Annotated in this window: 17 protein-coding genes and 3 riboswitches; of the genes, 8 read left to right on the top strand and 9 right to left on the bottom strand. The window is 64.2% G+C overall.

Going from position 1 to position 20,033, the window contains the following annotated elements:
* The first annotated feature begins 357 nt into the window (after positions 1-357).
* Positions 358-1,995 (top strand): chaperonin GroEL, encoded by a 1,638-nt coding sequence (gene groL / locus J5251_RS07235; RefSeq protein WP_139006729.1) that lies wholly within the window; start codon positions 358-360, stop codon positions 1,993-1,995.
* A 93-nt stretch (positions 1,996-2,088) separates the two neighbouring features.
* Here groL and J5251_RS07240 read toward each other — a convergent pair whose 3' ends face one another.
* Positions 2,089-2,976 carry a DUF4031 domain-containing protein gene (locus J5251_RS07240; protein ID WP_139006730.1) on the bottom strand — a complete coding sequence of 296 codons (888 nt, stop codon included), beginning with the start codon at positions 2,974-2,976 and terminating at the stop codon, positions 2,089-2,091.
* Between the two features lie 51 nt (positions 2,977-3,027).
* Here J5251_RS07240 and J5251_RS07245 point away from each other — a divergent pair, with 51 nt between their 5' ends.
* Entirely contained in the window at positions 3,028-3,990 is a 963-nt protein-coding gene (locus tag J5251_RS07245) for an RNase H family protein (protein ID WP_139006731.1), read from the top strand.
* 57 nt (positions 3,991-4,047) lie between these two features.
* Here the strand turns inward: J5251_RS07245 and J5251_RS07250 are convergent, their stop codons facing one another.
* The 7 genes from J5251_RS07250 to J5251_RS07280 form a co-directional block, all read right to left on the bottom strand.
* A complete protein-coding gene (locus J5251_RS07250; RefSeq protein WP_074699746.1) occupies positions 4,048-4,338 on the bottom strand; it encodes a WXG100 family type VII secretion target in 291 nt (96 codons plus the stop codon).
* 182 nt (positions 4,339-4,520) lie between these two features.
* Positions 4,521-5,531, bottom strand: coding sequence for a sensor histidine kinase (locus tag J5251_RS07255; RefSeq protein WP_240793224.1), 1,011 nt, complete (start codon positions 5,529-5,531; stop codon positions 4,521-4,523).
* Positions 5,532-5,977: 446 nt separating this feature from the next.
* On the bottom strand, positions 5,978-6,688 hold the full coding sequence (locus tag J5251_RS07260) for a response regulator transcription factor (protein ID WP_139006733.1): 711 nt from the start codon (positions 6,686-6,688) through the stop codon (positions 5,978-5,980).
* Between the two features lie 122 nt (positions 6,689-6,810).
* Positions 6,811-7,659 (bottom strand): class I SAM-dependent methyltransferase, encoded by an 849-nt coding sequence (locus J5251_RS07265; RefSeq protein ID WP_139006734.1) that lies wholly within the window; start codon positions 7,657-7,659, stop codon positions 6,811-6,813.
* A gap of 63 nt (positions 7,660-7,722) precedes the next feature.
* The gene (locus tag J5251_RS07270) at positions 7,723-9,372 is read right to left on the bottom strand and encodes a DNA repair helicase XPB (RefSeq protein WP_139006735.1); all 1,650 of its coding nucleotides are present in this window, start codon (positions 9,370-9,372) and stop codon (positions 7,723-7,725) included.
* Entirely contained in the window at positions 9,365-11,968 is a 2,604-nt protein-coding gene (locus J5251_RS07275; protein WP_208575623.1) for a helicase-associated domain-containing protein, read from the bottom strand. The genes J5251_RS07270 and J5251_RS07275 overlap by 8 nt, the downstream gene beginning before the upstream one ends.
* 67 nt (positions 11,969-12,035) lie before the next feature.
* Positions 12,036-12,290, bottom strand: coding sequence for a hypothetical protein (locus J5251_RS07280; protein ID WP_139006737.1), 255 nt, complete (start codon positions 12,288-12,290; stop codon positions 12,036-12,038).
* Positions 12,291-12,489: 199 nt separating this feature from the next.
* Between J5251_RS07280 and J5251_RS07285 the strand changes: the two genes are divergently transcribed.
* Genes J5251_RS07285 through J5251_RS07295 form a run of 3 tightly spaced genes read left to right on the top strand, consistent with a single transcriptional unit; the run spans position 12,490 to position 14,997 of the window.
* Positions 12,490-12,873 carry a cold-shock protein gene (locus J5251_RS07285; protein ID WP_139006738.1) on the top strand — a complete coding sequence of 128 codons (384 nt, stop codon included), beginning with the start codon at positions 12,490-12,492 and terminating at the stop codon, positions 12,871-12,873.
* Between the two features lie 50 nt (positions 12,874-12,923).
* Entirely contained in the window at positions 12,924-13,688 is a 765-nt protein-coding gene (locus tag J5251_RS07290; protein ID WP_240793225.1) for a DUF3027 domain-containing protein, read from the top strand.
* 49 nt (positions 13,689-13,737) lie between these two features.
* Positions 13,738-14,997 (top strand): MFS transporter, encoded by a 1,260-nt coding sequence (locus J5251_RS07295; RefSeq protein ID WP_139006740.1) that lies wholly within the window; start codon positions 13,738-13,740, stop codon positions 14,995-14,997.
* Positions 14,998-15,131: 134 nt separating this feature from the next.
* On the opposite strand, the gene serC is transcribed toward J5251_RS07295, so the two are convergent.
* The gene (serC, locus tag J5251_RS07300; protein ID WP_208575624.1) at positions 15,132-16,265 is read right to left on the bottom strand and encodes a phosphoserine transaminase; all 1,134 of its coding nucleotides are present in this window, start codon (positions 16,263-16,265) and stop codon (positions 15,132-15,134) included.
* A 282-nt stretch (positions 16,266-16,547) separates the two neighbouring features.
* Here serC and J5251_RS07305 point away from each other — a divergent pair, with 282 nt between their 5' ends.
* The 3 genes from J5251_RS07305 (at position 16,548) to J5251_RS07315 (ending at position 19,458) form a co-directional block, all read left to right on the top strand.
* On the top strand, positions 16,548-17,264 hold the full coding sequence (locus J5251_RS07305) for a metal-dependent transcriptional regulator (RefSeq protein WP_139006742.1): 717 nt from the start codon (positions 16,548-16,550) through the stop codon (positions 17,262-17,264).
* Positions 17,265-17,353: 89 nt separating this feature from the next.
* A riboswitch (cyclic di-AMP (ydaO/yuaA leader) is annotated at positions 17,354-17,566 on the top strand.
* Between the two features lie 157 nt (positions 17,567-17,723).
* Complete coding sequence (locus tag J5251_RS07310; protein ID WP_244250838.1) at positions 17,724-18,368, top strand: M23 family metallopeptidase; 645 nt, start codon at positions 17,724-17,726, stop codon at positions 18,366-18,368.
* 132 nt (positions 18,369-18,500) lie between these two features.
* A riboswitch (cyclic di-AMP (ydaO/yuaA leader) is annotated at positions 18,501-18,670 on the top strand.
* A 5-nt stretch (positions 18,671-18,675) separates the two neighbouring features.
* On the top strand, positions 18,676-19,458 hold the full coding sequence (locus tag J5251_RS07315; RefSeq protein ID WP_208575625.1) for a C40 family peptidase: 783 nt from the start codon (positions 18,676-18,678) through the stop codon (positions 19,456-19,458).
* A gap of 404 nt (positions 19,459-19,862) precedes the next feature.
* Positions 19,863-20,032, top strand: a riboswitch (cyclic di-AMP (ydaO/yuaA leader).
* The last annotated feature ends 1 nt before the right edge of the window (position 20,033 follow it).

Below are 20,033 nucleotides of genomic sequence, written 5' to 3' on the forward strand. Positions count from 1 at the left end.
ACCTCCAATCTACGGCTCGGCATGGGCCGGTTCTATCGGGGGCCACCCTGATCTTGGGGTCAGTGGTGCTCAGGGTGTTACGCGTGTGGTGAAGCGGCCAGACTATTGCTGGATGCAGCTTGCACTCAACCGAGGTGAGTGCTAATTATTGTGTTAGCACTCTCGCTGGTTGACTGCTAAGCAGTCGGCCGACGGGGGAGAGTGAAAAATCCAAACCACTGGGGTGAGGGTAGCGGTGCGGCGTAAAGAGATCGCCGCCGTCGTTATCCGTCCGTCGCGGGCATCGCAGTGGTTAGCAGTCCTGGTTTATCCAAGGCTGCGCCCGCTGTCTACTGTCCAGAAGGGACGTATGCCGCCATGGCAAAGATCATTAGCTTTGACGAAGAGGCCCGCCGCGGCCTCGAGCGTGGACTGAATATCCTCGCTGACGCTGTTAAGGTCACGCTGGGCCCGCGTGGTCGCAACGTTGTCCTTGAGAAGAAGTGGGGCGCTCCCACGATCACCAACGATGGTGTTTCCATCGCCAAGGAGATCGAGCTCGACGATCCGTACGAGAAGATCGGCGCAGAGCTCGTCAAGGAAGTTGCCAAGAAGACGGACGACGTCGCCGGTGACGGTACCACCACCGCAACCGTCCTCGCCCAGGCCCTGGTCAAGGAAGGCCTGCGCAACGTTGCTGCCGGTGCCGATCCGCTGAGCCTCAAGCGCGGTATCGAAAAGGCTGTCGACGCTGTCACCGCCGAGCTGATCTCTTCCGCCAAGGAAATCGAGACCAAGGAGCAGATTGCTGCTACCGCCTCGATCTCTGCAGGCGACCCGCAGATCGGTGAACTGATCGCTGAAGCTCTCGACAAGGTCGGCAAGGAAGGCGTTGTCACCGTCGAGGAGTCCAACACCTTTGGCCTCGAGCTCGAGCTCACCGAGGGTATGCGCTTCGACAAGGGCTACATCTCCGGCTACTTCGTCACCGACGCAGAGCGCCAGGAAACGGTCCTCGAAGACCCGTACATCCTGATCGTCAACTCCAAGATCTCCAACGTGAAGGACCTCGTTGCAGTTCTGGAAAAGGTCATGCAGTCCGGCAAGCCGCTGCTGATCATTGCCGAAGACATCGAGGGCGAGGCACTGGCCACCCTGGTTGTCAACAAGATCCGTGGCACCTTCAAGTCCGTCGCCGTCAAGGCTCCGGGCTTCGGTGACCGCCGCAAGGCTCAGCTGGCTGACATCGCCATCCTGACCGGTGGCCAGGTCATCGCCGAGGAAGTTGGCCTCAAGCTGGAGAACGCAACCCTCGAACTGCTGGGCCAGGCCCGCAAGGTTGTTGTCACCAAGGACGAGACCACCATCGTTGAAGGTGCCGGCGACGCCGAGGAGATCGCAGGCCGCGTTTCCCAGATCCGCGCCGAGATCGACAACTCCGATTCCGACTACGACCGCGAGAAGCTGCAGGAACGTCTGGCCAAGCTGGCCGGCGGCGTTGCAGTCATCAAGGCCGGTGCCGCAACCGAGGTTGAGCTCAAGGAACGCAAGCACCGCATCGAGGACGCTGTCCGCAACGCGAAGGCTGCCGTTGAAGAAGGCATCGTCGCCGGTGGCGGCGTTGCCCTTATCCAGGCCGGCGCCAAGGCGTTCGCCAACCTGAACCTCGAGGGCGACGAAGCAACCGGCGCCAACATCGTCAAGGTTGCCATCGATGCTCCGCTGAAGCAGATCGCCTTCAACGCCGGTCTCGAGCCGGGCGTTGTTGCCGACAAGGTCCGCAGCCTGCCTTCCGGCCACGGCCTGAATGCTGCAACCGGTGTCTACGAAGACCTGCTGGCTGCCGGTGTGAACGACCCGGTCAAGGTGACCCGCTCTGCTCTGCAGAACGCGGCTTCCATCGCCGGCCTGTTCCTCACCACCGAGGCCGTTGTCGCTGACAAGCCCGAGAAGAACGCTCCGGCCATGCCCGGCGGCGACGACATGGGCGGCATGGGCGGTATGGGCGGCTTCTAGGAAGTCCGGCGCAAGCCGCTTCCGAGCCGGTCATTGTCTGACCAGTTCCAACAGGAAGGCACGGTTCCCGATCGGGAGCCGTGCCTTCCCGGGTTAAATCCCGGACAGTTCGGCACTCAGGTTCTGCCGGGCCTGGGCCAGCCAGAGCGTGCGGGCTGTGGCCGTCCGATACAACGGCTCCGAGGCCAGCAAACGGCGGACGACGGCGGTGCGTCCGGCTGCGAAATCAGCGTCACCGACGTGCGCATACTCTTTCCGGACTGCAGCGAGGTAGCGGCGGTAGCTATCCGGCGGGCTGCCGAGAACGGACAGGTCGGCGTCGCACAGCATGGCTCCGGACGCGTCGTCGTCAGCCGGAGCGTGATGCGCTGTCAACAGCACCAGGCGGGCCGTCTCAGCGACCTCCTTAGGGCGGCAGCCAGCGCCGGTCAGCTTCCCGCGTGCCAGTGCCGCGGAATCTTCTTCATCTTTTCCTGCCACCCCGTTGTAGACAGCGTCGTGGAACCACGCCGCCAGCCAGACAGCCCGGGATTCTTCTCCCGGCCTCTCCCCATGGTCCTGAAGCGTGCGAAATGCCTCGATGACCGCCAGCAGATGCTTATGGTCGTGGTAGTGCCGGTGGTCTCCGCCCCACCTCGCGATAAGCTCCCGGCCCAATGGTTCCTGATCGGGGATCAAGGCGTTCCAGTGCTGCAGCAGTACGTGTTCCAGCTTTCCAGGTCTGCGGCGCGCCGGCACTCGCAGCCCGCTGGCGATCAAGCGGCGCACCAGCTCACCGCCCGAGACGGCTACGGCACCCCGGGCAACAAGTTCTGCATGCCGCTCTGCCGGAACATCGTAATGGTCCAGGTCGAAGGCCCGCCGGGGGACCCCGGCGGCCGCCGCGAAGTCATGCAGTTGGTCCAGTGACGAGTCCGAGACCAGATGGGAAAAATGCGTTCCGTGGGCCGGCCACAGCGGGGGATCGATAAGAATTGCCACCCTGCCAGCCTATGTCCGATAGGACCTTGCCGATCTGAAAAGATGGAGACTATGACGATTACTGCTGCCGCCGACGGCTCTGCCCTCGGCAACCCGGGCCCTGCTGGCTGGGCCTGGTACATTGACGAAAATTCCTGGGCAGCTGGAGGTTGGCCGCACGGAACCAACAACCAGGGCGAGCTCATGGCGGTGCTCGATTTGTTCCGTGCCACCGAGCACCTGCCGGAAGAGCCCCTGCACATCCTCTGCGACAGCCAGTACGTCATCAACTGCATCACTAAATGGATGCCGGGCTGGAAACGCAAGGGCTGGCGCAAGGCCGACGGCAAAGCCGTACTCAACGTGGACCTCCTCAAGCAGATCGACCAGGTCATCAAAGGCCGCAGCTACAAATTCGAATGGGTGAAGGGCCATGCCGGGCATGACCTGAACGAAGCAGCCGATGTCCGCGCCCGGGCAGTTGCCTTGGCTTTCCAAAACGGATCGGTTATTCCCCACGGGCCAGGATTCCAAGGCCGGGCGGCCTCAGCCGCAGCGGATACTCCCGCCGTCACCCAATCGGCCGTCCGAGTTCCGGAGCCCCGTCTGGCTCAGCGGGCGGAGAGCCCTGAGAGCCCGGAACCCGATCTGTTCTCTGAGCTGGAGGACTTCTCCGCGGAGGACACGCAGGAACCTGTCGAGGAACTGATCGTCAGGCTGGAACAGGAACTCCTCAGCCCCGGTACACGCGCCGACTTCGGACGTCTTGCCGTGCTCTTGCACCCGGACTTCACCGAGATTGGGCAGTCGGGCCGGATGTGGACCAGGGACGACACGATCAGCGCGCTCCAGGGGGATCCGGAGACGGAAGCAACCGTGGAGGTCTTCGCCGCTGAACGGCTTGGCGAAGACAGCGTCCTGCTGACTTACCGCAGCAGCTCGCGCACCGGCTCGGCTCTGCGCAGCTCACTGTGGCTCCGCGAGGGGGAACAGTGGCGGCTGCGGTTCCATCAGGGAACGCCGGAACAGAGCTGACAGGCAGCGGCGGCGCGGGGTCCAGCTGGGGGATTCCGGCCCGACTGCGGTTCTTGGTCAGGCCATGAACATGCGCGCGTTGGCTTCTTCGGCCTGAGCATACTGCTGCGACGCCTGGGCCAGTGCCGTATTGATGCTGGCCAGGGACTCTTCAACCTTCAGCTGTGTTGCACGCCAGTCAGTGATCAACTGCTGGAAGTTCGCGGAAGCGGAGCCCGTCCACAGTGATTCCAGTTCCCGCAGCCCGGACTGCATGGTGTTTACCTCGGCCTGCAGGCGTCCGATAGTGCCCTGGACCGCCATACTCTTGGCGTTCAAGGCCTCACTGTCCACATGGAATACAGCCATGATGTTCCCTTCGAAGTAGTTGATCCAACCGATACTTCGAGGGTAAGGAGCGTAAGGAGTGCAGACGAGGGGTCCGGCTGCGATTGTGGATAACGCAGAGTTGCAGCACGAAAGTGGAGGAGCACAGTCTCGCGGCTTTTTCGGCTTCCACCGGGCCCAGGGAACCGTTTACTGTCCCTGGGTTAGCTGTATTCGAAGACGCTGCGGTCGTCATCGGGTGCTGGCTCATATGGAATCCGGATGGACATGGTCGCCCCGCCGCCTTCCGTGTCGAGCAATCGCACAGTGCCGTCATGCTGGGCGACCAGCGCCGCGACGATGGCCAGGCCAAGTCCGGTCCCGCCGGTCTCGCGGTAGCGTGAGGAATCCGCGCGGTAGAAGCGTTCGAAAACCCTGGCTGCTTCTTCCTCCGATATCCCGGGACCGTGGTCGCGGACCTCGATCACGGAGTCCTTTTTGTCGTCGATGACTGGTTCAACACCCACCGCGATTTCGATCGGCGATCCTTCAGGCGTATAGCGCAGTGCGTTGGTCATCAAGTTCGCCACGACCTGACGCAGCCTTCCTTCGTCCCCGACGATGGGCGCTGGCTGGGGCGCAGCGCCGTCGAGCCCGATGACCTTGATATCCCGGTCCGGGGCGCTGGCACGGGCATCCATGGCGGCATCGTTGCCGAGTAGCAGCAGGTCCAACGGCTTTGCCTCCAGCGGACGCTGTTCGTCCACGCGCGCGAGCGTGAGCAGGTCTTCCACGAGCTGGCCCATCCTGGTGGCCTCGCTCTCGATCCTGCCCATGGCCGCGCCGACGTCGTCTTGGCTTTGCAAGGCGCCGTGGCGGTAGAGCTCCGAGAATCCGCGGATGGTCACCAGTGGAGTGCGCAGTTCATGGGAAGCGTCCGCGACGAACTGGCGCATGCGCTTTTCGGAAGCTGCGCGGCCGGCGAAGGCGGATTCGATGTGGGCGAGCATAGCGTTGAGCGAACTGGAAAGCTTGCCGATCTCCGTGTTCGGGTTGCTCACTTCAACACGTCGGGTCAGGTCGCCGGCGGCGATGGCTGCAGCAGTTTTTTCAACCGTGCTGAGAGGCTTGAACGCGCGCGTTATAGCCAACCAGGCGATGGCTGATGCCGCCGCCGTAGCGAACAGGCCGAGCAGAAGACTCAGCGCCGTCGCCGTCTCAACCGTCGTTTCCACTTCCTCATATGAAGCTGCGATAGTGACTGTGCCGAGTTGATTTTGCAAGGGATATACATAGGCTCGCCAGCGAGGACTGTCCGGATCCTCACTTTCCACGGTGTACCAGAATCCTCTTGGATGTTGACGGACGTCCTCATATGTCCATCTTCGAAGGGCAGGAACATCTTTACTGGTCTGGGGAGTTTCCTTGGCAATGGCGCCATCAGGAAGAAGCATCAACCCGTGGTAGTCCCCGAGAGGAACTGCCCCTGAGGGGGACAACAATGCGACACTCATGCTTCCGGCGTTGGCCTTCAGCGTTTGGTCCAATCTGTTGATCAGGTCATTTTTCAGGAACGCGATGGTCAGCGCTGACGTCAGTGCGATGGTAGCGGCCATCAGCACACAGATGATTGCGACCAACTGTGTGCGAAGCGAGGCCGACTTCCACCGTTGGATCACGATCAGCGCTTTTCCGCCGTGCGCAGCAGGTACCCCACACCACGCTTGGTCTGAATGAGTGCCGGAGCCTCGGGATTGGCGTCGATCTTCCGGCGCAGGTAGGAGATGTAGGATTCCACGATGGACGCGTCGCCGTTGAAGTCATACTCCCAGACATGATCCAGGATCTGCGCCTTGGAGAGCACCCGGTTGGGGTTCAGCATCAGGTAGCGCAGCAGCTTGAATTCGGTAGGTGAGAGGTCGATGACCAGCCCGCCCCGGCGGACTTCGTGCGCGTCGTCGTCGAGTTCAAGGTCGTCTACCTGGATGACGGCGTCGTCTTCGAGCAGCGGCTGGGTGCGGCGCAGCACGGCGCGGATCCGGGCCACCACCTCGTCCAGGCTGAAGGGCTTGGTCACATAGTCATCGCCGCCGACGGTCAGGCCGGTGACTTTGTCATCGGTGTCGTCGCGGGCCGTGAGGAAGACGACCGGGAAATGGCGCCCGGCCGCGCGCAACCGCCGCGTCACCGTGAAACCGTCCATGTCCGGCAGCATGACGTCCAGCACCGCCAGGTCAGGGTTGTGTTCTTCCGCGGCAGCGAGGGCATCACGGCCGTTTGCGGCGGCAACAACTTCGAACCCGGCAAAGCGCAGGGAGGTTGAAAGCAGTTCCCGAATGTTCGGTTCGTCGTCAACTACGAGCAGTTTTGCTTCAGGTTCCTTTTTCTTCACGCTTGTCAGTATGCTCACAGATTCTGGGAGTTGTCTGTACATTCCTTGGATGCTGGCCCGATGCCAGCCGTTACTCAGCCGTAAGGGATCACGACGGCGAGGCCTTCTAATTCTGCGGACGTCTAAGCATTTGGTTCTCTCGCCCCGTCGCGCCGGCTGAAAATCTCTACCGGGGCGAGCGTTCCACTGCGGATCGCTTGGACGAGGTGTCCCAGCCGCACGGGTCCTTCCGGCCCTAGAACCATCCGCATTCCGGCCAGCCGGGGATCGTCGTCTGCCAGCCGGGCCTGTGCACGGGTCAGGAATTCCAGCGCGAAACCGTGCCGGTTGCGCTCGCCCGTCACGGTGAAACCGGCTTCCTCCAGCTCCCGTATATAGTCCAGGGGCGAACGGAGGAAGGACGTTTCGGCGCTCGCCGCCCACGGCAGGGGGAACTGCGGTTCGCCCTCCCCGGTGAGCATGATGTCGTAGACCGCGAAGACTCCGCCGCGCCTGAGAACTCGGTGGACTTCGCGGAATAAGGCATCTTTGGGTTCGACGTTCATGCCGACGTGCATCATCGTTGCCGCGTCGAATTCGCCGTCGCTGAAGGGGAGGTCCAGGCCGCTGGCCTCGGAGAAACTGACCAGGCCGGCCAAGCCGCAGCGCCGCGTCAGGGATTGGGCCGTGGTCACGAAAGACGGGGTAAGATCCACGCCGTGTACCGTGGCGCCGAACCGGTGCGCGAACAAGCGTGCCGGTCCGCCGATGCCCGAGCCGATGTCCAGCACCCGCATGCCGCTGCGGATGCCGGTGCCGCGGGCCACGTTCTCGGCAGCTTCGGCACCGCCGACATGGAATTGGTCCACCGCGGCCAAATCGTCCGGCTCGAAATGGTCCGGGTCGAGACCGACAGCGGCTACCCCCGCGAGGATGGCATCCTCCAGACCCGGCTTCCCGTAATGCTCGGCGACAACTTGTTCAGCGCCCACGGCGGCCTCCCCACTCGTTTGGATGGCTGAAATCTTACGCCCCGGCGGCGTCTCCGGACCGGCTCAGCTCCCCGTCTTTCCAACATCTTTGGCATCGAGAATGGTGTAGGCGTAACCCTGTTCCGCGAGGAAGCGCTGGCGTTTGGCGGCAAATTCCTGGTCCAGCGTCTCCCTCGCCACCACGGTGTAGAACCGCGCAGCCCGGCCGTCCGACTTGGGCCGCAGCAGCCGTCCCAGCCGCTGGGCTTCCTCCTGCCGCGAGCCGAACGAACCGGAAACCTGGATCGCCACCGACGCTTCGGGCAGATCGATCGAGAAGTTCGCCACCTTGGAAACCACCAGGGTGTGCAGGGAGCCGGACCGGAACTCGTCGAAGAGCCGCTGGCGCTCCTTCACCGAGGTTTCGCCCTTGATCAACGGCGCGGCCAGCCGTTCAGCGAGCTCGTCCAGCTGGTCGATGTACTGCCCGATCACCAGCAGCTGCTCGCCCTTGTGGTGGGTCACCAGCTGCTCCACCACCGAGTTCTTGGTATCGGACGTCGCGCAGAGACGGTACTTGTCGGCGTCGTCGGCCATCGCGTACGCCGTACGCTCGTCGCGCGGCAGATCCACCCGCACCTCCACGCAGTCTGCCGGCGCAATGTAGCCCTGCGCCTCGATGTCCTTCCATGGGGCGTCATAACGCTTAGGCCCGATCAGCGAGAACACCTCGCCCTCACGGCCGTCCTCGCGCACCAGCGTCGCCGTCAGGCCGAGCCGCCGCCGGGCCTGCAGATCCGCAGTCATCCGGAAGATCGGCGCCGGCAGCAGGTGCACCTCGTCGTAAATGATCAGACCCCAGTCATTGTTGTCCACCAGCTCCAGATGCGGATAGAGGCCGCCGCGGCGCAGCGTGAGCACCTGGTACGTAGCGATGGTCACCGGGCGCACCTCCTTGAGCGAGCCCGAGTATTCGCCGATCTCGTCCTCCGTGAGCGTGGTGCGCTTGAGCAGCTCGTCCTTCCACTGCCGCGCGGAGACCGTGTTGGTCACCAGGATCAGCGTGGTGGTCTGGCTCGTGGCCATCGCCGCGGCGCCCACCAGCGTTTTGCCCGCACCGCAGGGCAGAACAACGACGCCGGAACCGCCGGCCCAGAAGTTCTCCGTTGCCACCTGCTGGTAGGGGCGGAGCTTCCAACCGTTCTCTTCCAGCGCGATCGGATGCGGCGTGCCGTCCACGTAACCGGCCAGGTCCTCGGCGGGCCAGCCGAGTTTAAGCAGCAACTGCTTGAGCTGGCCGCGCTGCGAGGAATGCACCACGGTGGTCTCGCCGTCGATCCGCGGGCCGAGCAGCGGTTGGATCTTCTTGGCGTGCATGACTTCCTCGAGCACCGGATAGTCGTCGGTGCGCAGCACGAGCCCGTGCTGCGGGTCTTTTTCCAGCCGCAGCCGCCCGTACCGGGACATCGTCTCTTCGATGTCGATCAGCAGTGCGTGCGGCACGGGGAAGCGCGAATACTGCAACAAGGTGTCCAGCACCTGCTCGGCATCCAGGCCGGCAGCGCGCGCGTTCCACAGCCCCAACGGCGTGATCCGGTAGCTGTGCATATGCTCCGGTGCGCGCTCGAGTTCGGCGAAGGCCGCGATGGCGTGGCGCGCCTCGGTGGCCTGCTCATGGTCGACCTCCAGCAGGATGGTCTTGTCGCTCTGGACGATCAGCGGCCCGTCAGCCATCGGTGGTGCTCCTCTTCTTGCCGCCAGCCTCATCGACCAGCTCAATGTCCATCACGCGGTGGATCGAGACCACGCGCTCGCTGTCGCGCCGCGCGTCGAAGACCCGCAGCCGCCCGCCGCCCACGGAAAGCGGCTGCAGGATTTCGCGCCGGTGGGTCCCGTTGGGCTCCACAAATCCGATCCGGACCAGCTGCTTGAGCCGGATCGCCTTGCGCAGGGTCTCCAAGGCCAGCAGTGGTTCCGCCTCGGCGCCCGCGGCGGACTTGGCCGGCGTGCCGGCTCCGCGCAACCGGTCCAGCTGGGCCTGCAGGTCTTCGTCCATGAGCAGCCAAGGATTGGTCCGGACCGGGAACGACGACGGCGCGCTGCCACCCACACGGCCAGCCTCACGGGACGCGGGGCTACTTCCCGCCACATCCCCCGCAGCGGTGAGGGCAACGCCGTCGTCGTCCTTATCCGGTGCGGGGGAGTAGCCGAGCTCGCGCAGGGTGTGCAGCAGTTCGCGGGCGCTCGACTTCGACGCCAGCACGGTGGGCGCCAGCCTCCGCAGCCCCAGCAGCGCGGCCCGCGGATCCGTCAGCAACGCGTCCAGGAGGTCGGGGTCGTTGCTGCGCAAGTAGGCGGACATGCTGCCCACGCGGACGGCACCGTGCCGGGCCGCGGTGTCTTCGACAAGGTAGCGCAGTGGCTGCGGCACCTCGGTGGCCGAGTGGCGGGTCAGGAATTCGAGGATGCCCTCGGCGTCCTGCCCCGCATCCAGGGCGCGGCGGACGGAATCCGCGGAGAACCGGTAGATGGCAGCCGGCCCCTGCCCCTCGGCGGTGGAAAGCAACGCCAGTTCGCGGTTCACCGCCGGCTCCAGGTAACCCGGGGCCACCGCGGTCAGGTCCGCCTGCAGCAGGAAGTGGCTCAGCGGTTCCGGCAGTTGCTTATCCAACAGTTCCGCGGCTTCCTCCGGCTCGCCGGCGGCCAGCGCGGCGCCCAGCTCGGTCAGCGCACCGGAGCCGAGCAGGCCCAGGCTCGCGGACTCAACCAGCATGCCCGGGACCAGACGCTCGAACCGGCGGCGGAGCCGCGGCTGGTGCCAGCAGAGGTAATCGGTCAGCAGGGATTCTGCCGGTGCCGCCACCGATGTGCCGTCGCCGATCGGGAGGGAGAGTTCGGCAAGGGCATCAAGCAAACGACGGCGGACGGCGGGTGCGTCGGGACGCGATGCTTCCGCGGCGAGGGCGTTAATGCCGGACCTCGCCGCGTCCGGCTGGGAGCCAGGCCGCACGCCTGGCCGTGAGTCTGGCCGGGAGCCCGGCTGGGCCGGGGAGCCCACCAACGCCGGCGCGCGGTCGAGTGCCAGCCATGCCGTTGCCAGCAGCAGCCACTGATGGTGACGGTCAAGCGCGCCGTAAGTGCCGGCGTCGTTGGTCCTCCACTTACTGGTATCCACGTCCAAGGTGAGCAGCCCGGCCGCGGCAGTCAGCTCGAGCAGCCAGGACACCTCGGCGGTGTCGATGCGGAGCTCGTCCGCCAACCGCTTGATTTCGCGCACGCCGACACCTCCGGCACGCAGGGTTGCCACCGGTGTCGTGTCCGCGAGCACCAGGAGCTCGGAGACCAGCCGCAAGGTCTCGGCGACGGCGGAATAGGCGGCGTTGTCGCGCAGGCTGGAGCGTACCGTCAGCGCTGTCCCGGTGCCCCGCTTGGCGGCTTCCCTGCCCGTCCCGAGCCCGGGGGCCGAGGTTTCCCAGGGGTTGATCACGGCGCCGCCGCGGGCCGCGATCCCGGCGGCGCGCGGCAGTTCAACGTGGCTTGCGTCCACCGGCACCAGCAGGCCGCGGGCGAGTAGCCACTCCAGCGGCGAGGCCTCGGTATCGTGCACTGCCAGATTCCGGAGCGCCTGCGGGACTGTGCCTACCGGCGAGCGGCGGAACCGCTCCAGCAGCTGGGCGGCCTTCGGCGGCGCCTCAGCCAGCAGCGCATCCCAGGTGTCGGCGGCGGAGAGCCAGGATTCCAGGGCGCGGGCAGCGGCGGAAGCCTTGTCCGCCGGAGGCAGCGCAGGCTCGTCCACGGCGGGCAGCGGGTAGCCGGCGACCCTGAGGGCAGCGACGACGGCGACCATCCGTTCGCCCGCCTCGGCGCTCGCGGCGGCTAGCTTCGCGTAGGTGCGGCCCAGACCGGCCGGATAAGGACCAAGCACGTCAGGCAGGCTGGCCACCGGCAGGAACCCCGCCGACTGCTGATTTTCGGCAGAAGCCGGCACCAGCAGGCTCAGCGAATGCAGCTTGGCGAGGAAGGCGTCCAGTTGGGGCTCGGCGGTGTTGCCCGGGGCAGAGACGAGCAGTGGTTTGAGTGCGTCCGCGTCGATGCCTGCGCCGGCGTCGACGTCGGTGGTCAGGACGATGGTTTCGAGCACGTCCAGCTCCGGCCGGGAGAGTTTCTCCAGCGCCCGCTGCAGGCTGATTCTGGTGCAGGCCCGGGCGGCCAGAGCGGAAAAATCCGGAACCGGAGGCAAGCATAAATCCGGGCGGGCGCTCAGCAACGCCCGCAGCTGGCTGTCGCTGCGGGCAGCCAAATCATCGGCCAGCGCACGGATGGAGGACATCAGATTAACGTTACCCCGCCCGGCAAGCCCGTAGCCGGCTGGCGCGGATATCAACGCCGCAACAAGATCAGAGGTTGCGCCGGCGCCTGATGCTGCGCAGGATCAGGAAGCCCATCAAGAGGAACGCCACGGGGAAACCGGTCCAGGCGATGGCCAGGAAACCGGGCCAGGCTTCGTTCCCGAAGAGGGCGCTGACCAGGATCACGGTCAGGCTGGCAAGCCCTGCGAGAGATACGACGGCGGCAATCGTCACCAAGGCGATCAGGAGCCTGCCCGTCTCCGGGCGGGCCGCGGAACTGGACGACGGAACAGGGGCGGACATGCAGATAACGCTAACAGCGGACATGTTGCCGGCAAAGTCCGGGGCGGCTGTCGGAACAAGCTAATCTAGATAGAGACTTCCCCGTCCAGGGTTACCGTCCAGCCAGCACAGATCGCTGGCACCGGAACCTGCACGGGACATGAAAAGCGCAGCAGCGGGCGATTACCCTGCAATGGAATCGTAGAACGAGGTAACTGAAGTGCCCATCGGCAAGGTCAAATGGTTTGACACGGAAAAAGGTTTTGGATTCCTGGCCACGGATGAGGGCCAGGAAGTGTTCCTGCACGCCTCTGCCCTTCCGGCCGGTGTCACCGAGGTCAAGGCCGGCACCCGCATGGAGTTCGGCGTAGCCGAGGGACGCCGGGGAGCGCAGGCCCTTTCGGCCCGCATCATCGATGCCAAGCCATCGGTCGCGAAGGCTGTCCGGAAGCCGGCGGAAGACATGGCCGTCATCACCGAGGACCTCATCAAGCTGCTCGACGGTATCTCCAACGGGCTCCGCAAGGGCCGCTATCCCGACAAGGCCCACTCGGCCAAGGTCGCAGCCGTGCTGCGCCACGTCGCGGATCAGCTGGACGTCTGAGCCGGCGGAGTCCATACATGAGCAGCGCTGAGACAGAAACGGAATCTGCAGTGGAACCGACAGTAGACACCGCCGCGGAAAGCCCTGCTCCGGTACGACGGCGGCCCGCTGCCAAGCGGCCCGCGAAACTGGATGCGCTGCTGGCCGCCGCCGTGGACCGTGCCCGTCAGGGCGTGCTCGAGATGGCCCCGGCGGAACAGGTCGGCGACCATGTGGGTGTGGTGGCGGAAGCCGAGCGCCTGGTGGTCCACCGGTTCGAATCCAAACTGCCCGGCTACATCGGCTGGCAGTGGTTCGCCTCCCTGGCGCGCGCGCCGCGGAGTAAAGAGATCACGGTCTGCGAAATCGGCCTGCTGCCCTCGGAAAAGTCGTTGCTGGCGCCGGACTGGGTTCCGTGGGCCGAGCGGGTGCGTCCCGAAGAAGCAGCCGCGGAAGCCGAGAACAACGACGGCGAAAGTAATGACGCCGACGGCCAGAGGCCGGATGAAGCTGGCAACGATGTTGATGGCGCCGCTGAAGCTGGGCCAGTCGACGAAGCCGCCGCTCCCGCCGTGGATGAATCCGCGGGCCAAGCATCGGCTGACCCGGATCCCTCAACTTCGCACTCCGCAACCTCGGAGAACGCAGGCTCAGCGGACGCAGTGCTTGAGCCCTACTCGTCGGAGCCTTCGGCCGACGAACTTGTTACGGACGAACCCGGCTCGGATTTGAAGACAGCTGAGGCTGATGCGGAGGCAGCAGAGGCTGGCCCGGAGACAGCCGAGTCCGACTTCGAGGCACCTGAGACCAGCCCACGCCCGGAGGCAAGCGCCTAAACCATCCGCGGCCATGTGAATTCCGCGGCAGAAAGGAGCGCCTGTATAAATGTTCCGTTCGCTGCAGTTCTTCAACTACCGCATCTGGTTTGTCGGGGCGATCGTCTCCAACATCGGCACCTGGATGCAGCGGACCGCACAGGACTGGCTGGTTTACGACATCCTGACCAAGCAGGACGCTGCTGCCATGGGTATCGTCATGGCGCTTCAGCTTGGCCCGCAGTTGCTCATGGCACCATGGTCGGGACTGATCGCGGACAGTTTCAACCGGCGCCACCTGCTCATGATCACCCAGATTTCCATGGCACTGCTGGGCCTTGGGCTGGGCATCATGGTGATCGCGGACGTTGTGGAGCTCTGGCACGTCTACGCCTTCGCGCTGGCCTTGGGCATGGTGGCCTCCGTGGATGCCCCGGCCCGGCAGACCTTTGTCTCGGAGCTCGTCCGTGATGATTTCCTGCCCAACGCCGTCGCGCTGAACAGCACTTCCTTCAACCTGGCCCGCATGGTGGGACCGGCCGTTTCGGGCGTGCTGACGGTCGCCGTCGGTCCTGGCTGGGTTTTCCTTATCAACGCGGGCACGTTCGGTGCCATGATCGCCGCACTGCTGGTAATCCGCGGCAGTGAGCTGCGGTCACTGCCTAAGGCTGCCAAGGGCAAGGGCAGAATCCGCGAAGGGTTCCGCTACGTGCGCCACCGGCCGGACCTGATGGTCGTCATGACGGCGATCTTCATCATCGGAACCTTCGGACTGAACTTTGCCATCTATATTGCCGCCATGGCCCGGACGGAATTCGGTGGGCACGCCGGCGACTTTGGCCTGCTGTCGTCCGTCATGGCCATCGGCTCGGTCATGGGGTCACTGCTTGCTGCCCGCCGCGACCGGCCCCGGCTGCGATTCATTTTCGGGGCCGCGGCAGCCTTCGCGGTCGCCTGCACGGCGGCAGCCCTGGCACCCAACGCCTGGTTGTTCGGCCTGGCCCTCGTGCCCATCGGAGTCTCCGCCCTGACCATCATGACCGGCGCTAACGCCTACGTGCAGACCAACACGGACCAGGTGATGCGTGGACGCGTGATGGCGTTGTATATGGCGATCTTCATGGGCGGAACCCCGATCGGTGCTCCTATCGTCGGCGCCGTCACCGACGCGTTCGGGCCGCGGTGGGGCCTGGGCGTGGGGGCCCTTGCCGGGCTGGCCGCGGCACTTGTCGGCTTCATCTGGGCATGGCGGGCCCGGCACATGCGCTTCCAGTTCGACCGCAGCGCCAAACAGAAGCTGCGCATTACTTATCTGCAGCAGCGGCGATAGGCTGCCGGAGCGGCGGCGCGGGCACCGGACGGTATCCCCGAGGCCCGAAGCCTGAGGCATGCTTGCTCCCGCGCAACACAAACAACGAGGCACCCTGGAAAACCAGGGTGCCTCGTTGTTGCGGTTGGCGGAAATCAGCCGTTCAGCTGCTCAATGACGTAGTCCACGCAGTTGAGCAGGGCGCTGACGTCGTCCGGCTCGATCGCGACGAAGGTGGCGATGCGCAGCTGGTTGCGGCCGAGCTTGCGGTACGGCTCAACATCCACCACGCCGTTGGCGCGCAGGACCTTGGCGACGGCGGCGGCGTCGACCGAGTCATCGAAGTCCACCGTGGCGATGACGTTCGAACGGTGCTCGGGGTTGACCACATACGGCGTTGCAACGTCGGACGCTTCAGCCCAGCTGTAGACGCGGCCGGCAGAATCGGCCGTGCGCTTGGCGGCGAACTCCAGGCCGCCGTTGCTGTTGAGCCACTCGATCTGGTTGTTCAGGGTCACCAGAGTGGTCAGCGCCGGCGTGTTGTAGGTCTGGTTCTTCAGCGAGTTGTCGATCGCGGTCTGCAGGTTGAGGAAGTCCGGGATCCAGCGGTCGGTGCCGCCGATCTTTGCCGCGCGTTCCAGCGCCGCAGGGGAGAACATCCCCAACCAGATACCGCCGTCGGACGCGAAGTTTTTCTGCGGCGAGAAGTAGTAAACGTCGCTCTCGGAGACGTCCACGTGCAGCCCGCCAGCCGCGGAGGTGGCGTCGACAAGCACCAGCGACCCTTCGTCCGCGCCGTCCACGCGCTTGACCGGAGCGGCAACGCCGGTGGAGGTTTCGTTCTGGGCCCAGGCATAAACGTCTACACCGGCTTCCGCCTTCGGGCTGGGCAGGGAACCGGTCTCGGCCTTGATGATGGAGGAGCCAGCCAGGAAGGGGGCGTTGTTCGTGGCCGCGGCAAACTTCGAGCTGAATTCACCGAAGGAGAGGTGCTGTGCCTTGTTCTCGACCAGGCCGAAAGTTGCGACATCCCAGAAAGCAGTGGCCCCGCCGAGGCCAAGGATAACTTCATACCCCTCGGGAGCCCGGAAGAACGTCTGGAGGCCCTCGCGCACGCTGCCCACAAGGTTCTTGACCGGCGCCTGGCGGTGGGAGGTGCCAAGCAGATCCCGGCCGGCCGCCACAACGGCGTCGATCTGTTCGGAGCGAATCTTGGACGGTCCGGCACCGAAACGCCCGTCCCGGGGCAGCAGGTCTGAGGGAATGCTTATTGACTGGTTGTCGCTCATAAGGGCTTCTTCCTGGCGGGCTTACGCTGATCTCTAGACAGTTCGCCTTCGAACCTCCTCACATTCTGTCGCAGAGGTCCGGCCGTCCGATACTTGAGACGCCCATATTTCGCATGCTGGACCTGGGATGCGGGCGCGTCCCGTAATCTATTGCGCCTCAGGCTCACACACTGGAATTATCGGCCCTTGCGGCAAACAAGATAACCTTGTTGGGGGACCACGACGCCGGTGCGTCGGCTTTCGGATCTATCCCGCCACCTGCGCTGAGGAGCAAGAATTCCAGTGACTGATCTCATCGACACAACCGAGATGTACCTTCGGACCATTCTCGAGCTGGAAGAAGAGAACATCGTTGCCCTGCGGGCCCGCATTGCGGAGCGCCTGCGCCATTCCGGACCTACCGTTTCCCAGACCGTGGGGCGGATGGAGCGTGACGGGTTAGTGGTTGTCTCCGGAGACCGGCACCTGGAGCTTACGGAGAACGGCCGGCGCCGCGCCACCGAAGTGATGCGCAAGCACCGGCTGGCCGAGCGGCTCCTGGCGGATGTCATCGGTCTGGACTGGGCTTATGTCCACGACGAAGCATGCCGGTGGGAGCATGTGATGAGCGAGCGGGTGGAGCAGCGCCTCTATGAGCTGCTGGGTAAACCTACTGAGTCGCCCTACGGCAATCCCATCCCGGGGCTTGAGGCCCTGGGCGGAAAGCCTGCTGAGGAGTTCATCAACGGTGTTGTTAACCTCACAGAAGCCATGCGGAAGTACCAACCGTCGGACACCGTGACCATTATCCGGCTAGCCGAGCCGATCCAGGTGGAGCCGGAATTGCTCCTCCAACTGGATGAAGGGGGCCTGAAACCCGGGGCCAAGCTGCAGCTGGAAACCGTGGGCGAATACATTTCAGTTCGTGTCCCAGGCATCGAGGGCGCCCTCGAACTGCCGCCCGAGGTGGCTGCCCACATCTTTGTGGCGTTCGATCCCGTCCCAGCTGGAAACGCTTAACCGCGTTGTCCACAGGAATGGATAAAGGAATTATTACTCTGGAGGGTTTCCCTTTATAGTTGTTGCTTGACGCCGATGCATTGGCGTTACCTGATCCGTAGCCGAACCCTGTCAGCGGATCAGCGACCCGCATTGACAGGGGCGGAGGACCCACCATCGGCAGCCTACCCAGCTGCCTAGGGGTGAAGCCACGCTTGATTTCGGTACCAGCCGCTTTCCGCGCTGATGCCGCACGTCTTGTGGCCGAGTTATCTCTTACTCGAATCCGACAGCTAACTTCGCAGGCTTATAGGAGAGGGAAGAGTTTTGTCAGAACAAAGAGCCACGGGACGGCGTCGTTCGGCCGCCCCGGCAGGTAGGTCGCGGCCGCGTTCGGGAAGCACCGGCCGCCGACGCGCCGAAGCTGCTCCGTCGCCCGTTACCTCAGTAGTCCGCGGTGCCGGCCACAAGGCCGCCATTGTGGCCACCGCATCCGGCATGGCGCTTACTGTCCTGCTGCCCACCACCGCAGGTGCCTCTGCGTCCGGCGAACCCACCGTTGATGCGGCAGCAGCCGAGGTCACAGCCGTCGCCGCCGCGCCCGTGACAGCGGCAGCGGAAGTTGATCTGCACTTCCAGCGCGCTGGCCTGACCAGCAATTTTGATCCGGACGCCAAGCTCGAACAGGTCATGGTGGCATCCGGCAGCGATGCCAAGGCCGTCAGCAGTGAAGGTACGCTGTCCCAGCCAATGGAGATGGACAGCATGAAGATGACTTCCCCGTTCGGTATGCGGGTCAATCCCGTAACCGGGTATGCCGGTGAAATGCACACCGGCCAGGACTACGGCGCAGCCTGCGGCTCGCCGGTCTACTCTGCCGCAGGCGGCACGGTCAAGGAAGCCGGCTGGTTTGGCGGCTATGGCAACCGCGTGGTGGTGGACCACGGCAACGGCCTTGAGACCACGTACAACCACCTGACAAGCATTAGCGCCAAAGTCGGCGACACCGTCAGCCGTGGGGAATTGTTGGCCCAAAGTGGTACAACCGGTAATTCCACCGGTTGCCATCTTCACTTTGAGGTAGTTGTCAACGGCGACATGGTTGACCCCAAGGGTTGGCTGTAACCAAGGACACACCATTCCGTGATCGGAATGTGACTTAGAAGATGAAACGTTATAGTGTCGAACCCGTGCCGAAGACCGGTTAGAGGTTTGGCACCTCCGGGTGGATTGCCTAGCTCTGCCACTTCCCGGGGTCCGTTCGCAACGATTTCGCATGGCAGAGGCGGGGGAACCAACTTTCGGGCTTCTTTTGGAGGCCCTTGGGGTTAAGTTGTGGGTGTTCTTGGCTGAGGCCGGGGCTCCCATGGCCGGATGACTCCCATCCGAACCCGACAGCTCACCTCGCAGGCATTGGGAGAGGTAATCACTCGTGTCTAAGAACACTGCTGCTTTGGGCCGCCACCGTGCTGTGCCCGTCCGTACCAGCCCGTTGGAGTCTATTTCCAAGGCTGTTTCTTCGAATGCCGGTTCCGTGGGCCGCCAGGCTGCTGTGATTGCTGCCGCGTCCGGTCTGGTTCTTTCTGTCGGTGTTCCGGCGCAGGCGACCAGTATTGAGCGTGAGGCTTCGGTCCAGGCTGCTGCTGCGGCTCCGTCGCGGGTGCAGGTTGAGGCTGTGCAGGCTTCTGCTGCTGTTGAGCTGGATCTTGAGCGTTCGGGTGTGACCTCGACGGCCGCTCCGGTGGTTGAAGAGCCGGAGCCTGTGGTTGAGGCTGTGGCCGAGGAAGTTGCTCCGGTGGTTGAGGAAGCTGCCGAGAAGGCTGTTGCCCCGGTTGAGAAGGCTGAGGAAGCGCCGAAGCCCGAGGCGAAGGCTGATGTTGCTGCCAGCGGTATTGGTGCCGCTTTGGTGGCGTCGGCTTACGGCCAGATCGGTGTGTCGCAGGACTGTACCGCGATGGTGGAGAACGCGCTGCGTTCGGCCGGTATTTCCGTGGGCGATCTGGCTCCGGCGCAGTTCATGGCGTACGGTACCCAGGTTTCGACGCCGCAGCCGGGCGACATGATCTACTACGACGATGCCGGTGCCGGTGTGCCGCACATCGCGATTTACGTGGGCAACGGCCAGGCCATTCATGGTGGCTGGACCGGTTACACGACCGCGCTGGCCGATGCCTACATCGGTTCGGGCCCGGTCTTCATCCGCCCCAACGGCTAAGGCGCAATTAGCGCAGCCCCGCTGCCAGCCGGCCTATTCAAGCGGACGGGTTCACATCCGTAAGGGATGCGGGCCCCTTCCTTGATTTCTTATGGTGCTCTTTCCGTGCCTGCCATTTCGGCCAACTCCTATATTCCGGCTGCATTCTTCCGCACTTCTCGTCACATTCAGGTAACGGCGAAAAATGTGAATTAAATCACGCAGACGTGAAAGAAAACCGCGAATTTCCGGGGCATGATGAAACGATACGGGCTGGGAGGACGCTGTCTGGCCGATTCAAAGCGGATTTCCCGTGATCTGAATGTGACTTAGGGCTGTAAATCGTATACCGTCTTGTTCGTGCCAAACCGGATCATGGTTTGGTACCTCCGGGTGGATTGCCTAGCTCTGCCACTTCCCGGGGTCCGTTCGCAACGATTTCGCATGGCAGGGGCGGGGGAACCAACTTCCGGGCTTCTTTTGGAGGCCCTTGGGGTTAAGTTGTGGGTGTTCTTGGCTGAGGCCGGGGCTCCCATGGCCGGATGACTCCCATCCGAACCCGACAGCTCACCTCGCAGGCATTGGGAGAGGTAATC

Origin of the sequence: Arthrobacter crystallopoietes (genome assembly GCF_017603825.1) — a bacterium.
GTDB lineage: Bacteria > Actinomycetota > Actinomycetes > Actinomycetales > Micrococcaceae > Crystallibacter > Crystallibacter crystallopoietes_B.

Coding starts and splice junctions, on each gene's coding strand:
- groL (WP_139006729.1), top strand. CDS start 358: ATGGCAAAGATCATTAGCTTTGACGAAGAGGCCCGCCGCGGCCTCGAG.
- J5251_RS07245 (WP_139006731.1), top strand. CDS start 3,028: ATGACGATTACTGCTGCCGCCGACGGCTCTGCCCTCGGCAACCCGGGC.
- J5251_RS07250 (WP_074699746.1), bottom strand. CDS start 4,338: ATGGCTGTATTCCATGTGGACAGTGAGGCCTTGAACGCCAAGAGTATG.
- J5251_RS07270 (WP_139006735.1), bottom strand. CDS start 9,372: ATGGCTGACGGGCCGCTGATCGTCCAGAGCGACAAGACCATCCTGCTG.
- J5251_RS07275 (WP_208575623.1), bottom strand. CDS start 11,968: ATGTCCTCCATCCGTGCGCTGGCCGATGATTTGGCTGCCCGCAGCGAC.
- J5251_RS07280 (WP_139006737.1), bottom strand. CDS start 12,290: ATGTCCGCCCCTGTTCCGTCGTCCAGTTCCGCGGCCCGCCCGGAGACG.
- J5251_RS07295 (WP_139006740.1), top strand. CDS start 13,738: ATGTTCCGTTCGCTGCAGTTCTTCAACTACCGCATCTGGTTTGTCGGG.
- serC (WP_208575624.1), bottom strand. CDS start 16,265: ATGAGCGACAACCAGTCAATAAGCATTCCCTCAGACCTGCTGCCCCGG.